The sequence below is a fragment of the Pantoea sp. XY16 genome (genome assembly GCF_025153065.1).
Taxonomy (GTDB): Bacteria; Pseudomonadota; Gammaproteobacteria; order Enterobacterales; family Enterobacteriaceae; genus Pantoea; species Pantoea alfalfae.
This window is the reverse complement of record NZ_JANZNP010000005.1, coordinates 50,365-66,453: the sequence shown is the minus strand read 5'-3', so window position 1 is coordinate 66,453 and position 16,089 is coordinate 50,365. Positions and strand designations below refer to the sequence as shown.

The 16,089-nt window shown below is 56.5% G+C and carries 16 protein-coding genes; 6 read left to right on the top strand and 10 right to left on the bottom strand.

Annotated elements, in window-relative coordinates; genetic code table 11:
- Positions 1–23: 23 nt before the first annotated feature.
- From N1689_RS08085 to N1689_RS08075, 3 genes are all read right to left on the bottom strand, one after another.
- On the bottom strand, positions 24–278 hold the full coding sequence (locus tag N1689_RS08085) for a XapX domain-containing protein (RefSeq protein ID WP_260058508.1): 255 nt from the start codon (positions 276–278) through the stop codon (positions 24–26).
- Between the two features lie 2 nt (positions 279–280).
- Positions 281–502 (bottom strand): DUF1427 family protein, encoded by a 222-nt coding sequence (locus N1689_RS08080; RefSeq protein WP_161734592.1) that lies wholly within the window; start codon positions 500–502, stop codon positions 281–283.
- Between the two features lie 62 nt (positions 503–564).
- Entirely contained in the window at positions 565–1,257 is a 693-nt protein-coding gene (locus tag N1689_RS08075; protein ID WP_010670331.1) for a hydrolase, read from the bottom strand.
- A gap of 289 nt (positions 1,258–1,546) precedes the next feature.
- On the opposite strand from N1689_RS08075, the gene N1689_RS08070 reads away from it, so the two are divergent.
- The 4 genes from N1689_RS08070 to N1689_RS08055 are packed head-to-tail and all read left to right on the top strand — an operon-like array spanning position 1,547 to position 6,336.
- Positions 1,547–3,424: an amidohydrolase gene (locus N1689_RS08070; RefSeq protein ID WP_260058507.1), complete on the top strand. Its 1,878-nt coding sequence runs from the start codon at positions 1,547–1,549 to the stop codon at positions 3,422–3,424.
- 2 nt (positions 3,425–3,426) lie between these two features.
- A complete protein-coding gene (locus N1689_RS08065) occupies positions 3,427–3,849 on the top strand; it encodes a DoxX family protein (RefSeq protein ID WP_161734587.1) in 423 nt (140 codons plus the stop codon).
- A complete protein-coding gene (locus tag N1689_RS08060) occupies positions 3,836–5,464 on the top strand; it encodes an MFS transporter (RefSeq protein WP_260058506.1) in 1,629 nt (542 codons plus the stop codon). Before N1689_RS08065 ends, N1689_RS08060 begins: the two co-directional genes overlap by 14 nt.
- A gap of 50 nt (positions 5,465–5,514) precedes the next feature.
- Positions 5,515–6,336, top strand: a complete 822-nt coding sequence (locus tag N1689_RS08055; RefSeq protein WP_161734582.1) for an alpha/beta fold hydrolase — start codon at positions 5,515–5,517, stop codon at positions 6,334–6,336.
- Positions 6,337–6,377: 41 nt separating this feature from the next.
- On the opposite strand, the gene N1689_RS08050 is transcribed toward N1689_RS08055, so the two are convergent.
- From N1689_RS08050 to N1689_RS08030, 5 genes are all read right to left on the bottom strand, one after another.
- Positions 6,378–7,103 (bottom strand): pirin family protein, encoded by a 726-nt coding sequence (locus N1689_RS08050; protein ID WP_161734580.1) that lies wholly within the window; start codon positions 7,101–7,103, stop codon positions 6,378–6,380.
- A 163-nt stretch (positions 7,104–7,266) separates the two neighbouring features.
- A complete protein-coding gene (locus N1689_RS08045) occupies positions 7,267–8,247 on the bottom strand; it encodes a LacI family DNA-binding transcriptional regulator (RefSeq protein WP_260058503.1) in 981 nt (326 codons plus the stop codon).
- Between the two features lie 68 nt (positions 8,248–8,315).
- Positions 8,316–9,377 carry a sugar phosphate isomerase/epimerase gene (locus N1689_RS08040; RefSeq protein WP_260058501.1) on the bottom strand — a complete coding sequence of 354 codons (1,062 nt, stop codon included), beginning with the start codon at positions 9,375–9,377 and terminating at the stop codon, positions 8,316–8,318.
- Positions 9,364–10,632: an MFS transporter gene (locus tag N1689_RS08035; RefSeq protein WP_253418252.1), complete on the bottom strand. Its 1,269-nt coding sequence runs from the start codon at positions 10,630–10,632 to the stop codon at positions 9,364–9,366. The genes N1689_RS08040 and N1689_RS08035 overlap by 14 nt, the downstream gene beginning before the upstream one ends.
- A 145-nt stretch (positions 10,633–10,777) precedes the next feature.
- Positions 10,778–11,689, bottom strand: a complete 912-nt coding sequence (locus N1689_RS08030) for a DMT family transporter (protein WP_222925858.1) — start codon at positions 11,687–11,689, stop codon at positions 10,778–10,780.
- A gap of 229 nt (positions 11,690–11,918) precedes the next feature.
- On the opposite strand from N1689_RS08030, the gene N1689_RS08025 reads away from it, so the two are divergent.
- The gene (locus tag N1689_RS08025; RefSeq protein WP_260058498.1) at positions 11,919–12,935 is read left to right on the top strand and encodes a lipoate--protein ligase A; all 1,017 of its coding nucleotides are present in this window, start codon (positions 11,919–11,921) and stop codon (positions 12,933–12,935) included.
- 182 nt (positions 12,936–13,117) lie between these two features.
- Here N1689_RS08025 and cspA read toward each other — a convergent pair whose 3' ends face one another.
- Positions 13,118–13,330, bottom strand: a complete 213-nt coding sequence (gene cspA / locus N1689_RS08020; protein ID WP_003855207.1) for an RNA chaperone/antiterminator CspA — start codon at positions 13,328–13,330, stop codon at positions 13,118–13,120.
- A gap of 423 nt (positions 13,331–13,753) precedes the next feature.
- Positions 13,754–14,950, bottom strand: a complete 1,197-nt coding sequence (locus N1689_RS08015; protein WP_260058496.1) for an MFS transporter — start codon at positions 14,948–14,950, stop codon at positions 13,754–13,756.
- A 304-nt stretch (positions 14,951–15,254) separates the two neighbouring features.
- Between N1689_RS08015 and N1689_RS08010 the strand changes: the two genes are divergently transcribed.
- The gene (locus N1689_RS08010) at positions 15,255–16,004 is read left to right on the top strand and encodes an NAD(P)-dependent oxidoreductase (protein WP_260058495.1); all 750 of its coding nucleotides are present in this window, start codon (positions 15,255–15,257) and stop codon (positions 16,002–16,004) included.
- Positions 16,005–16,089: the final 85 nt, after the last annotated feature.

The window sequence follows — 16,089 nt, the reverse complement described above, 5'->3', positions numbered from 1 at the left end:
CTCACTGAGCGGTACGCGAGGATTTAAGGGGTGTTATCGCCATCGGGTGGCGATGTCCCACTGATTTTTGGCACACACTCATGGCGAAACCACTTCAGCGTCACCGGCTGACGGCGAAGCAGACGCTTAGCCAGCCGAATGATCTGTTCCCCCACCAGCATGCCGAACAGCCCCACCAGTGCAATAATCGGCGGAGCCGGAGAGTTGACGTTAATCAGCGCATAGATTACCCCGGCAAGCAGGCCCACCGCGAGAGAAATGATGTAGGATTTCAACATGTTCAGCTTGTCCGCAACAGGTATGTTTCAGGCTGAGCGTTGAGCGGCTGAAGGACGGTCGCATGCGCTGCTGGAATAACCGCCTGCATCAGCGCCCCGCCCAGTAACATTCCCAGCAGGCCCACCAGCGCAATCGCGGGCGGAGCGGGTGAACGTACTTTAAGCAGGCCATAAAACAGGCCAATCAACACCCCTGCTGCCAGGGAAAGAAGTAAAGGATTCATGACCGGACTCCTGTGCTGCCCGTCTGCTGACCGGCAGCGCGTGCCGATCAGCAGAGCGACCCTTAGCGGACCGGCGCGTGAACCGGTGCCAGAGTACGGTGTTCGCTTTTCTGACGTGATGGCGCTTTATGCACCATGGTGTAGGCGTAATCCACACCAATGCCATAGGCACCTGAATGCTCTTTGGCAATATTCATCACCGCATCGTAAGTGTCACGGTTAGCCCAGTCACGCTGCCACTCCAGCATCACCTGTTGCCAGGTCACCGGCACGACACCCGCCTGAATCATGCGCTGCATTGCGTAGTCGTGCGCTTCTTTGGTGGTGCCGCCTGACGCGTCGGCCACCATATAGATTTCGTAGTCGCCTTCCAGCATCGCGCACAGGGCAAAGCTATTGTTGCACACTTCCGTCCAGAGACCGGACACCACCACTTTTTTCTTGCCGTTCGCTGCCAGCGCGTCACGCACTTTCTGGTCATCCCAGGAGTTCATTGAGCTGCGCTCCAGAATGTCCTGACCAGGAAAGACATCCAGCAGTTCCGGATAAGTGTGACCCGAGAAGCTTTCGGTTTCGACCGTGGTGATGATGGTCGGGATGTTGAAGACTTTTGCCGCCTTCGCCAGCGCAACGGTGTTGTTTTTCAGCACCTGACGGTCAATCGACTGCACGCCAAAGGCCATCTGCGGCTGCTGGTCGATGAAGATAATCTGGCTGTTATGTGGCGTGAGGACTTCAAGCTTTGCGTTGGACATGCGTTCACCCATAGAGGTTAAGTAACGGAATTTCCGCCAACTGGCGCGGAGCAAAAAGACGGTCAGGACAGGTTTATTAATCCTGCTGCTGACTTGTCTGGTCGCAGTGTAGGGCGAGGTGACACGGCAAACTATTATCTCTGCGTATAACTATACGAAGGTATAGGTATCCCTCTGTATAACTAGACGACCCATCAGCCCGCTCACCATAATCCGGCTTATTCGTGCCCTGCTTATTGCGGCACTTCCTGTCCCGCGCTGAGTCGGACAACCCCGTTGAGGAGGATCTATGGTTACGCTGGGTAAAGCAGAACTGATACTGACCCATGGCAAATTTCATACTGTTGACCGCAGCAATCCGGTCGCAGAAGCCGTGGCAATTCGTGATGGCAAATTTGTTGCGGTAGGTACGCTGGCAGAGGCAATGGAGTATCACTGTGACGGCACCAAAGTGATCGATCTGAAAGGTCACACCGCCGTGCCGGGCCTGAACGATTCACACCTGCACCTGATTCGTGGTGGTCTGAACTACAACCTTGAACTGCGATGGGAAGGCGTTCCGTCGGTTGCCGATGCGCTGCGGATGCTGAAAGAGCAGGCGCTGCGCACGCCGTCACCGCAGTGGGTGCGTGTGGTAGGCGGCTGGACCGAGTTCCAGTTTGCCGAGCGCCGGATGCCGACACTGGATGAGATCAACGAGGCTGCCCCCGATACGCCAGTCTTCGTGCTGCATCTTTATGACCGCGCCCTGCTCAACCGCGCCGCACTGAAAGTCGTCGGCTATACCAAAGAGACGCCGAACCCGCCGGGTGGTGAAATCCAGCGAGACAGTAACGGTAATCCCACCGGTCTGCTGATCGCCCGTCCCAATGCGATGATCCTCTACGCCACGCTGGCGAAAGGCCCGAAACTGCCGCTGGAACAGCAGATCAACTCGACCCGCCAGTTTATGCGCGAGCTGAATCGACTGGGCCTGACCAGCGCCATTGATGCGGGCGGTGGCTTCCAGAACTATCCCGAAGATTACGAAGTGATCGCTGAACTGCATCAGAAAAAGCAGATGACGCTGCGTATCGCCTACAACCTCTTCACGCAGCGTCCGGGTCATGAACTGGAAGATTTTGAGAAGTGGACGGACATGCTGACGCCAGGCCTGGGCAGCGACTATTTCCGTCACAACGGCGCAGGCGAAATGCTGGTGTTCTCGGCCGCCGACTTCGAAGATTTTCTGGAGCCACGTCCGGACTTAGCGCCTGGCATGGAGGATGAACTGGAGCGCGTGGTGCGTCATCTGGTGGAACATCGCTGGCCTTTCCGTCTGCATGCAACTTATGACGAGTCGATCAGCCGGATGCTGGATGTCTTTGAGAAGGTCAACCGCGATATCCCGTTTAATGGTCTGCACTGGTTCTTTGACCACGCGGAAACGGTCACTCAGCGCAATATCGATCGTATCAAAGCGCTGGGCGGTGGCATTGCGGTGCAGCATCGCATGGCATTCCAGGGCGAATACTTTGCTGAACGCTACGGCATTGAAGCCACCCGCCACACCCCGCCGGTACAGAAAATGCTGGAAACCGGCGTCCCGGTCGGACTCGGCACCGACGCAACCCGCGTCGCCAGCTACAACCCCTGGACCGCGCTCTACTGGCTGGTTTCTGGTCGCACCGTGGGCGGCATGCAGATGTATGACGTCAATGCCCGCCTTGACCGTGAAACGGCGCTGATGCTCTGGACACAGGGCAGCGCCTGGTTCTCCAGCGAACAAAATAAAAAAGGTCGGATTCAGGTAGGTCTTCTGGCGGATCTGGCCGTGCTGAGCAAAGATTTCTTCAGCGTGCCGGAAGAGGAAATTAAAGGCATTGAGTCGGTGCTGACGGTGGTGGATGGCAATATTGTCTATGCCGCCGGTTCGTTCAGCGCGGATGCACCGCCCGCGATTCCGGTCCTGCCTGAGTGGTCGCCAGTGGTAAACGTGCCGGGTCACTATCGCAGCGCCCCGCCAGTTGTGCAGAGCCGTGCAGGCATGATGCCCGCCTTCCACCACTGCAGCGGCCCGTGCGGGGTTCATCAACACTCGCATGAGATCGCCCGGGGTTCCAGTGTACCGGTCGCCGAAGATAACGCCTTCTGGGGCGCGCTCGGCTGCAGCTGCTTCGCGTTTTAATCATGAATAACGCTAGGGATCTGTCGCCCCGTATCAATGCGGGGCTGTTCTTCCTGCGCCTGACCGGCAGCCTGCTGCTGTTGCAGGTGCATGGGCTGCCGAAAATTCTGCATTTCAGCGAAGAACTGACGCGTATAGAAGACCCGTTTGGTCTGGGACCGATGATGAGCCTGCTGCCAGCGATAGTGGCAGAAGTCATCTGCCCGATCTTTATTATTCTCGGCTGGGGTAGCCGGATTGCCTGCCTGCCGATCATCGCGGTGCTACTGGTCGCGATGCTGGTGGTACACCCTGGCTGGTCACTGGCGGAAGGCCAGTTCGGCTGGCTGCTGCTCATTATCTTTACCACGCTGGCGCTGACCGGGCCTGGCGGCTGGCGAATCGGCGCGGTGAAACATCAGGGGGTTCGTCATGGCACAGGTTAATGATATCCACCAGCTCGAGCAGGAACAGCCTGCGGCAACGCCCACGGGTGAGGTTTCACCGCTACAGCCGCTGCGTCAGCCGGTGTTCCGCATGCTGTGGATCGCCACCGTCGTCTCCAATATCGGTTCATGGATGAACGATGTGGGTGTGAACTGGAGCATGCTGACGCTGAGTGCCGACCCGCTGGCCGTGGCGCTGGTGCAGGCGGCCAGCAGCCTGCCGATGTTTCTGTTCGCGCTGCCCTCAGGCGTAATGGCGGATATCGTTGACCGCCGCAAATATCTGCTGTTTTCCCAGCTCTGGACCTTTATCGCCGCGGCCGGGCTGACGGTGCTGGCCTGGACCGGCCATGTAACCCCTGAAGTACTGCTGGGCGCTGCCTTTTTGCTGAGCGCGGGTGCCGCCATGAGTTCGCCGCCCTTCCAGGCGATCGTGCCGGATCTGGTGACTAAACAGGAACTGGGTCCAGCCATTGCCCTTAACTCGCTCGGCATTAATATCAGTCGCGCCATCGGTCCGGCGCTGGGCGGCCTGATCCTCTCATTCACCGGGCCCTGGATGGTTTTCCTGCTCAATGCGTTGTCCGTGCTGGGCGTGACCTGGGTGCTCTGGCGCTGGAAAGCAGAACCCAGCGTGCAGCGCCTCCCGCCCGAGCACTTCTTCCCGGCGGTGCGTGCCGGCCTGCGCTATGTGCATGCGGCACCAGTGTTGCGTAACGTGCTTGTGCGGACCTTCGCGTTCTTCCTGTTTGGCAGCGCAGGCTGGGCTTTGCTGCCATTGGTGGCGCGTCGTGAACTCGGCCTCGGCCCTGGCGGCTACGGCATTATGCTGGCCTGCATCGGTGTCGGCGCGATAACCGGCGCCGTCCTGCTGCCGCGTCTGCGTCGTCGCCTGAGTTCCGATCGCCTGATGGTGCTTGCCAGTCTGATCTTTGCCCTGACTATGCTGGCGCTGGCCTTTGTGCGGCACTTCTGGCTGCTGAATGCGTTTGAGTTCTTCACCGGCTTTGCCTGGATCGCGGTGCTGTCGACGCTGAATCTTGGCGCACAGCGCAGCGCCGCGAAGTGGGTGAAAGCGCGTGCGCTGGCGGTTTATCTGACGGTGTTCTTTGGTTCGATGACCGCAGGCAGCGCCCTCTGGGGACAGCTCGCCTCGCACTTCGGCATTCCGCTGTCGCTCTGCATCGCCGCGCTGGGCATGGTACTGGCCAGCAGTACCGTCTGGCGCTGGCGGCTCGATCAGGATCCCGATCTCAATCTCGATATGATTGGTGACGGCGTCAATGCGCCTGCGCTGGATATTCGTCACGAACGCGGGCCGGTTATGGTGAATTACGAATACCGGATTACTATTGATGATGTACATGCTTTTACAGTCTGCATGCAGGATATGCGGCGGGTCAGACGCCGCGGTGGCGCCATCAACTGGTCACTGTATGAAGATATTCTGCAGCCCGGCATTTTCGTTGAAACGTTTGTGGTCGGTTCCTGGGTCGAACATCTGCGTCAGAAAGAGCGCTACACCATCAACGACAAAAAAATAGAGCGGCGGGTTTTCGCTTTTCATCAGGGCGAACGCTCACCCGAGGTACGCTATCTGGTGGCGCCAGTGTAACTGGCGCAGTACCAACTTCTCATCTATCACGTCATACAGAGGGCAATACTATGAGCACTTTTAAAACGACCGACGGCACACAGATTTACTTCAAGGACTGGGGAACCGGTAAGCCTGTATTATTCAGCCACGGCTGGCCGCTGGATGCCGACATGTGGGACAGCCAGATGAAATTCCTGGCCGATAACGGCTATCGGGTGATTGCGTTTGACCGTCGTGGCTTTGGCCGCTCTGACCAGCCCTGGACCGGCAATAACTACGATACCTTTGCTTCAGATATTAACGATTTGATCACCCATCTTGACCTGCAGAACGTGACGCTGGTGGGCTTCTCCATGGGTGGCGGCGACGTTACGCGCTACATCGGCAGCTACGGCAGCGATCGCGTCGCGGCGCTGGTGCTGCTCGGTGCCGTTACGCCTATCTTTGGCAAAACGGCAGACTACCCGCAGGGTGTCGATATGTCGGTATTCGAGGGGATTCGTGATGGCCTGCTCAAAGATCGCGCGCAGTTTATCAAAGAGTTCGCCACGCCGTTCTACGGCACCAACGCCGGGCAGACTGTTTCAGATGGCGTGATGACGCAGACGCTGAATATCGCGTTGCTGGCTTCGCTAAAAAGTACCGTGGACTGCGTTACCGCGTTTGCGGAAACCGATTTCCGTGCCGACGTAGCGAAAGTCAATGTGCCAACGCTGGTGATCCATGGCAGCAACGACCAGATCGTGCCGTTTGAATCCACCGGCAAAGTGGCGGCGGAGATGATTGAGGGTGCTGAACTCAAGGTTTATGACAATGCGCCGCATGGTTTCGCGGTGACGCATCAGGATCAACTGAACCAGGATCTGCTGGCGTTTCTTAACGCGCAGTGATGCAAAAAAAACTGCGCGGTGAAAGCCGCGCAGTTTTCATTTTAACGGGTTGGATGATTCACTTCGTTGGGACGCAGATCGAATAACAACACCTCCGCTCCTTCACCGTGACTGAACGACAGCGTTTTCTCATTGCGAACCCGCGCACCGTCTCCGGCATTAAATTGCAGGCCATTTACCCTGACACTGCCGCGCGCCACATGAATATACGCATAGCGGTCGTCCGGCAGCGTGATCGTCTGCTGCTCATCGCCCTGGAACAGTCCCGCATAGATGCGAATATCCTGGCGTACCCGTAATGCCCCGTTTTCACCTTCCGGCGAAATAATCAGTCGCAAATTACCGCGTTTATCCGCTTCGGTGACGGAGATCTGCTGGTAGCCTGGCGGCGTGTTCTTCTCAGCAGGAACTACCCAAATCTGCAGGAAATGCACGCCCTCAGTACCAGAGTGGTTAAACTCACTGTGGGTCACACCACTGCCCGCACTCATCAACTGCACGTCGCCGGGAACAATCACCGAGCCGGTGCCCATTGAGTCTTTGTGCTCCAGCGCGCCTTCCAGCACATAAGAGATAATCTCCATGTTGCTGTGCGGATGAGCACCAAAACCACGCCCTTTAGCGACGCGATCATCGTTGATCACCAGCAGATCAGAGAAGCCCGCCTGTTTTGGGTCCCAGTAGTTTGCAAAAGAGAAGGTGTGACGTGAATTCAGCCAGCCGTGATCGCCCACACCGCGTTGCTCTGACAATCTTTGCTCAATCATATTCTGCCCCTTCGTTGATTCGGGAAGTGCGAATGCCCTTCGATGGAAACAGCATATAAGTAAACAAGAGAGTCACACAATGGTGTGAACGGGCAATCACTGTCGCTTTTTAGTGGACAATAGAGGCGTCGTTAAATTGGGAAAAGGCTGGCGGGTCATGCTTTCAGCTGCTGCACCGCACCACCAGCTCACCCTGCATGATCACACATTGTGAAGGCGCATCGGGCCGGGTGATTTTCTGCAACACCAGTTCACAGGCCCGGCGACCTATTTCCTTTGAGGGTTGCGCCAGGGTGGTCAGTGGCGGCGATACCATTTCAGCCAGTTCGCTGCCGTCAAACCCTACTACGCCGATATCGTCAGGTATCCGCAACCCCGCCTGCTGAATTGCCGTCATGGCGCCAGCGGCAAGCGTATCAGACACGGCAAACACCGCATCAGGAATGGTTTTGTCCGCCAGCAACTGCTCCATCGCCGCTTTTCCGGCGCTAAAGCTTAACTCGCTGGCGTAGGCAATCGCCTCCCAGGTCAGGTGCTGTTCTTTGATCTGGCGGGTATAGCCCTGCTGACGCAGTCGGGCATATCGATAGCCGAGGTCGTGATTAATTAACGCGATGCGCTGCCGTCCCCGTGCCGCAAGGAACTGCACCACTGACTGCGCAGCGACGTCATCATCAATACCGACGCAGGAGACCTGCCCGGTGTCATCATGTTCGGCACACTGAACCCAGGGGGCCGCGCCTATCAGCTGGCTCAGCTCCGGCAGCTTGCTGAAGGCATCCATCGTAATGATGCCATCCACCATTTTGCCGGAAAGCAGTTGCAGACTGGATCGCGAACGTTCTATCTCCGCGCCCGAGTTGCACAGCAGGATGCGATAGCCATTTTTCTCGGCGTGCGCCTCTATGCCTTTAACCACTTCGGCGCAGAACGGGTTGGAGATATCTGAAACCAGCACCAGAATCATCGCGCTGCGCGCCGTGCGTAGCTGGCGTGCCAGCAGGTTAGGCTGATAATGGCTTTCTTCGATGGCCGCCAGGACTTTCTGGCGATTAGCTGGTTTTACGCTGTCGCTGTTATTCAACACCCGGGAAACCGTAGCAACTGAAACACCCGCCATCCGGGCGATTTTCTGAACAGACATAACGATCCTTCTGTTTTAATGCGTGTAAAGCCGACTCACCGCTCATCCGCTGAATCCACATGGCCACCTCAGACGTCGCGATCCAGCCCCAGCTGGTGGCGTATCGATGGGGCGTTCTCTGCTAAAGCAAAATCATCAAACGCGCGGTCAGCCACGGGAATAATATGGCGACGGATAAACTCTGCACCTTCACGCGCCCCGGTTTCGCCCTCTTTCAGGCAGCACTCCCACTCCAGCACCGCCCAGCCATCATAGTCATACTGTGCCAGCTTGCTGAAAATACGACCAAAGTCGATCTGGCCATCGCCCGGCGAGCGAAAGCGTCCGGTCCGTGCCAGCCAGGGCTGATAACCGCCATAGACGCCGCTGCGTCCGTTAAGCTGATATTCAGCATCCTTAACGTGAAAGGCTTTGATACGCGGATGGTAGAGGTCGATAAACTGCAGATAGTCGATGTGTTGCAACAGCAGATGGCTGGGGTCGAACAGAATATTGCAGCGCGGATGGTGATTCACCTCCGCCAGAAAACGCTCAAACGTGACACCGTCATGCAGGTCTTCGCCGGGATGAATCTCATAGCAGAGGTCAATGCCATGCTGGTCAAATACATCCATCACCGGTAGCCAGCGCCTTGCCAGCTCAGCAAACGCCTCATCAAACAGCGCTTCATGATGCGGCGGCCAGGGATAGAACCAGGGCCAGGCGAGTGAGCCGGAAAAGGTGGCGTGGGCGCGCAAACCTAACTTCTCAGAGGCCGCGGCCGCCTTTTTCAGGGTGGCGATAGCCCAGTCAGTGCGCCGGACGGGATCGCCGCGCAATGCCGCTGGGGCAAAATTATCAAAAGCCATGTCATAGGCGGGGTTAACGGCAACCAGTTGCCCTTCGAGATGGGTAGACAGCTCGCTGATCTCCAGCCCAAAACCGGCCAGCAATCCCCGTACCTCATCGCAATAGGTCTGGCTAACCGCTGCCTGTTCAAGGTCGAAAATAGCGGGCTGGTGACAGGGGATCTGCAGCGCCCGGTATCCCAGCGCGGCGGCCCACTCCGCCAGACCCGCCAGGGAATTAAATGGCGGCTGCGAGGTGATGAACTGTGACAGGAAGATGCCCGGTCCCTTAACTGTTTTCATTAGTAACTCCTGTTTTTGCTACCGCCTCATCACGATATTTAAACGAGAAGAAGAAAATAATCGCGATCAGCGCGGCGGCAACGGCGGGGATCCACCAGAAGAGTGCCCAGCTCTGCGCGCTGACGTTACCTGCAACCAGATGGTTGTAGAGCGCGCCAGAGATTTGCGATCCCAGCAGCATGCCGATGCCGTAGGTGAACATCACCACCATGCTCTGCGCCTGCCCTTTTACCTTTTCACCGGCAATCCGATCGGTATAGATGAAGCCCACCACGAAGAAGAAGTCATAGCAGATGCCATGTAGCAGAATGCCGAGGTAGATCAGCGTGCGCGTCTCATCACTCATGCCCAGCGCAAACAGGGCATAGCGGACAAACCACGCCGTCATCCCAATCAGCAGCATGTACTTCACACCCAGGCGACGAAATAGCAGCGGGATGATCAGCATGAAGGCAATTTCAGACATCTGCCCCAGTGACATTAGCGTGCTGACTTCGCGGATACCGGCATCCGCCAGCCAGGAAGCAGTAAACGCGTAGTAGGTGCCAAGTGGAATGGAGATCAGGGTGGCACACAGTGCAAAGACCATGAAATGCCGCAGCCGCAGCAAGGCGAAGGCGTCGGCGCAGAAGAGATCGCGGACTTTTAACGGTAAACCTTTAGCCGGTGCCGGTGTGTGAGGCAACGTCAGGCTATAAATGGCCAGCAGGACTGAACAGAGTGCCGCCAGCTGGAACACCGCCACGCTGTCTGCAATGCCGGTCACGCCGATAAAGATCCCCGCCACGATCCAGCCGATAGTGCCGAAGACCCTGACGATGGGGAAACTCTTCTCACTGCTGGCGAGACTGTGAAAGGCGATGTTATTCGAGAGCGCCAGCGTCGGCATAAAGCAGAGCGTATAGCCAAATAACAGGGCGATCAGCAACGCGCCGTTCTCTGCGATCAGTGCCTGCGGCACGAACCAGAGAATCGCTGCGCCCGCCAGATTCATGACGGCCATCACTTTCTGCGAGGGAAAGAAGCGATCCACCAGCATACCGAGCACAAACGGTGAGAGAATCGACGCGATAGGCCCGGCCGAAAACGCATCCCCAATCAGCAACGGCATATTGTGACGGGTCATCACCAGCCCCAGCGTTACCGACCAGCTGCCCCAGATAAAGAACTGCATAAACATCATCAGTGAAAGACGCGGCACCAGCAGCTTATGCTGCACCCGCTGACCTTCACTCTCCTGCACCGTTGCAATCATGAGAACCTCACGAATAAGTAATCGATTACTTTATGCCGGATTTAAAAGTAATCGATTACAACCGTTCATTCTTTCGCCGCGCTCACAAATTGTTAACTGTACGTTATTATCCTTTTGTTATTCAGCATTCTGATGCGTGCTCTGCTCAGGTCGTAATATCCGCTACCCGCGCTTTACGAAAGCGGTAGCGCTCATACAGCACTGAATAGAGGCCGCCGCACACCACCAGAACCGCACCGATGACCGTGGTGGTAGTCGGCAGGTTACCCAGCAACAGATACCCCACCGCGACGGACCAGAGCAGCGTGGTGTAGTCGAACGGAGCCAGCAGGGAGGCTTCTGCGTACCGCAGGCTCAGGGTCATCAGAATCTGCGTGATTCCGCCCAGCAGCCCGCATCCTATCAGTAGCGCTACCTGATTACCGTGCGGCACTTTCCAGCCGCCCGGCAGCGTGACCAGCGACGTTATCGCTGTGGTGACGGCGAACCAGAAGGCGATGGCGCCCGGTTTCTCTTTGCCGTTAAGAAACCGAATCTGGACCAGTGCACAGGCGGTACAGAAGGCTGCCATCAGCGCCAGCAGAATGCCCGCCGACGCGGAGAGCGAGAATGCTGCCGACTGCGTCAGCGAAAGATGCCCGGAAAACATCACCAGAATGCCGCTGAAACCGGTAAAGACCGCCACCCAGCGATGGTGGCGCACTTTTTCACGCAGCAGCAATGCCGCCAGCAGCACGGTAAATAGCGGTGCGGCATAGTTAATCGCGGTAGCGTCGGTCAGGGAAATATAGAGCAGCGACAGGTAGCTGAAATAGAGACCACCGGTTCCGGCCAGCCCGCGCACAAAATGCCCGCGAATATTACGGGTGCGGATGCCCTCCAGCACGCTGCCCTGAACGCGTAGCCAGATGAGCAGTGGAACCAGTGCCAGCAGCGAGCGGAAAAATATCACTTCGCCGACCGGTATTGCGCCATCCAGCCCTTTTACACAGGCCAGCATCAGCGTTGAGCTCAACGCAGCTGTGATTTTCATCGCGATGCCAGCGGACGCGTTCATAAGTTTTTTAATCTCATCGGGGAAAATAAGCAGTAAAATCAGCAGACTCAGACAATATACTGGCACAATGTTCTACAGCAATCTGCCGTGATTGCGCCGCAGACGGCATTTTATCTTTTTTTGCCGCAGCATCACGGCATGAAGAGGCATGTGAGTCCGCGTCCGTGCTGGTAGACTCTGCGTTCTGCCTGCTTTACGGGCCGCTTCTCATAAGGATCGGGAGTTACTGATGTCCACGCTGCGTTTACTGTTATCTGAATCCAATGATCCCTGGTTTAATCTGGCGGTCGAAGAGTGCATTTTCCGGCAGATGCCTGCCACCCAGCGGGTGCTGTTCCTGTGGCGGAATGCGGAAACGGTGGTGATTGGACGGGCGCAGAACCCGTGGAAAGAGTGCAATACCCGGCGCATGACGGAAGATGGCATCCGTCTGGCGCGTCGCAGCAGCGGCGGTGGCGCGGTGTTTCACGACCTCGGTAACTGCTGTTTTACCTTTATGGCCGGCAAGCCGGAGTACGATAAAAGCGTTTCAACTGCCATTATCCTGCGCGCACTGAACGCGCTGGGTGTTCCGGCGGAAGCGTCCGGCCGTAACGATTTAGTGGTGAACACCGCTGACGGACTGCGCAAAATCTCCGGGTCTGCGTATCGTGAAACGCCGGATCGCGGTTTTCATCACGGCACTATTCTGATGGATGCCGATCTTTCCCGGCTGGCAGATTACCTTAATCCTGATGTGAAGAAACTGCAGGCTAAAGGGATTACGTCAGTGCGCGCCAGGGTTGCTAATCTGACGGAGTTAACGCCCGGTATCAGCTATCAGGCGATCTGCTCAGCCGTGACAGACGCCTTTTTTGCACATTTCGGCGAGCAGTGTGAGCCGGAGATGATCTCTCCCGATGCCCTGCCCGACCTGCCTGGATTCACTGAGCAGTTCGCAAAGCAGAGTAGCTGGGCATGGAATTTCGGTCAGGCACCTGCCTTCTCGCATCTGCTGGACCAGCGTTTTATCTGGGGCGGTGTGGAGATTCACTTCGATGTCGAACGCGGCGTGATCAGCCGCTGTCAGATTTTCAGCGACAGCCTCAATCCCGCGCCGCTCGAAGCGCTGGCCCAGCGGATGCAGAACGTCACATACCGGCCCGATGCACTGGACCAGGTCCTGAATCTGCTGATAGCCGATTTCCCGGCACAACAGGCGGAGCTGACAGAATTGCGGCAATGGCTGATCGCAAGCTTAAGGTGAACAGGCTCAGTCTGATACTGGCCCGCGCGAAACGCTGTTGTGGGCAAAAACTTCGCGAAAGTTTTCAGCCAGACATAAACGCAAAAAACCCGCACAAGGCGGGTTTTTTTATTATCAATTCAGGCTTATCTGCTCGGGCTATTGCCGTCATCGCGATTGTAAGCGTTATTGATAACAGAGGCTTACATAGGGACTACGTTTGCCGCTGAAGGACCTTTAGCGCCGTTTTCAATAGTGAATTCGACCTGCTGGCCTTCGTCCAGAGTTTTATAGTCGTTGCTCTGGATTGCAGAGAAATGTACGAATACATCTTTGCTGCCGTCCTGAGGAGAGATAAAACCGAAACCTTTACCCGCGTCAAACCATTTTACTAAACCAGTCATTTTATTAGACATCGATAATTCCTTAATTTATGAGCCACTAAGTGGCGAAGATGGCCTGTCTTTCAGAAGGTAACTTACCAGGCTTTTAGGAGGAGACTCATGAATAAGGGTATCTTGTGATATCGCTTGCACTGAGGACTGCTTTACTAAAACTGCTTTGATAAGGTCTGTGTTCCAAACCGAGGTCGCCATTAAGCCATCCCTTAACGACTTTAGCAAACATTATTTTAATTTAATTTTAACATCCAGACGTCCGGAACGCCATTATTGATTTTTCAAGCCTTTTTAAATTCCCGCGCTTTCAGAATGATAATTTTCATTAAACGGTCAGCCAGTAAAAAGCCTTGCGGTTAATCACTGCGGAAAAGTTATACGTCGGCGCTGTACACATTAAGCGCAGCGATAATCGGTATCGCTGCGCCCTCTTCTTTTATATCAGGCCAGTTGCGTCTGCTGACGCGCAGCATGGCGCGCCGTCATCACAAACACCATCAGACCGGCCACGCCCAGCGCAACACCCACCCACGCGGTGGAGATCCAGCCATAGCCCAGCGACACGGTCAGGCCACCCAGATACGCGCCCATCGCATTGGCGATGTTCAGCGCTGAATGGTTCATCGCGGCTGCCAGGGTTTGCGACTCATTGGCGACATCCATCAGGCGAATCTGCAGTGACGGCAGCAGCACCGAGCAGGTGCCAATCAGGAAGGTCGCCAGCAGTCCGGTGGCCACATGCTGAACCAGCACCGGGAAGGCCAGCATCACCAGCACGTTCCATAACAGCGTCCAGCCAATAATATTCAGCACCGGGCCATCAGCCAGACGGCCCCCCACCAGATTACCGATGATCATTCCCAGCCCAAACGCCACCATCGCCCAGGGGATCAGCGAAGGAGAGATGCCAGTGATATTAATCAGCGTTGGCGCGATATAACTGAAGATCGCGAACATGCCGCCAAAGCCTACCGCGCCCACCAGCAGGGTCAGCAGCACCTGTGTGTTTTTCAGCGCACCCAGTTCACGCAGCGGATGTGCATCCGCATCGCCTGGCGTGTAAGGCACGTAGCGACCAATCAGCAGGCAGGTCAGGAGACCAACCGCGCCCACAAAGGTGAACACCACGTGCCAGCTGAATAGCTGCCCAATCCATGAGCCTAGCGGTACGCCAATCAGGGTCGCCACCGTCAGTCCCAGCATCAGTGACGCCAGCGCACGACCGCGCCGTTCAAGCGGGACCAGTGAAGCTGCCACCAGTGAGGCAACACCAAAGTAAGCCCCGTGCGGCAGGCCGGTCAGAAAGCGCGCCACCAGCAGGCCGTGATAGCTGTCGGCCATCGCACTGGCGACATTGCCGACGCTGAACAGCGCCATCAGGATCAGCAGCAGCGATTTACGTGCCATCCGCGCTGCCAGTACGGCAATAAACGGTGCGCCCACCACCACACCCAGCGCGTAACTGGCGATAGCGTTGCCCGCCTGCGGTTCGGTGATCGTCAGAGAGCGTGAAACATCGGGCAGCAGGCCCATCATGATGAACTCACCGGTTCCGATACCAAAGCCGCCCAGTGCCAGAGCGAGTAATGCCCAGCGGACAAAACCGGCATCGTCGGTTTTATGATTTTTTCTTAACAAAATGGATTCCCAATGACCTGAACTGAAAAGCTGACGTGAGTCGGCGGGAGAAAGCAGAACGTTATCCCGTCCGGATGAAGCGGCTTGACTATAGAAAGTGAGGCCGCGCTAAGCAACCCATTTTGTGATCTGACGCACAGTTAAGGCTGTTCCAGGATTACGCTTCCACTGTGCGGGTCTGGCGCGAATCGCGCTAAGCCAGCTTACAATCCGGAGAGGTCAGGCAGGCTTAGATCGGGGATGTCTGCTTTACTGACCGATTAACGCGTCTTTATTTAACAGGTTACTGAACAGGAATCAGCAGATGACGACCAGAGTGATCCTTCTTACCGGCGCCAGCGGACGCATCGGCCGGACCTTCTTCGCAGCCAGCCAGGATCGTTACCGCTTTATCCTGACGGATGTGCGGCAGCCCGACTACGCGATCCCCGCCCCGCATCGGTTTATCGCGGCGGATTTATCGCAACCGGATGCGGCAGAGAACTTACTGTCAGATGAACCTGTCGATACCGTTATCCACCTCGCCGGTATCCCTGATGCACAGGCCAGCTTCGACGATCTACTGCCCGCAAACATTCTCTCCACCACCTGGTTACTGAAGGCAGCCGCAGATCATCGCTGTCGTCGTCTGGTGTTTGCCAGCAGTGCGCAGACTATCGAGGGTTATCCGACAGATATTCAGGTACATCCCGGCATGGCTGTCTGTCCTGCGAATCTGTATGGCGTCACCAAATGTTATGGGGAAGCACTTTGCGCTTTCTACGCCAGCCAGCACGATCTGAGCTGCGTGGCGCTGAGAATCGGGGCGTTTGAACCGGCACTGGATAATAGCCAGCACACTGCGCGGGATTACAGCGCCTGGCTGAGTCCGGATGATGCCGTCAGACTGCTGAACGGCGCTGTCGAAGCGGAGAAGATCACTTTCTTTATTGGTTACGGCATTTCCGATAACCGCTTTAAACGGTTTGATCTGACGCAGACGCGTGAGGTGCTGGGCTATACGCCGTCCGATAACGCATTCAGGGCATTTACGCCGGGCGAACTGGATTATTAATCCTGCACCAAAGAGGTCAACGCGGTCGTAGTTTTGCCGTGTTGTGGCGCTTTATCTCAACAGCCGCCGGAAAGTCCGGCGGTTG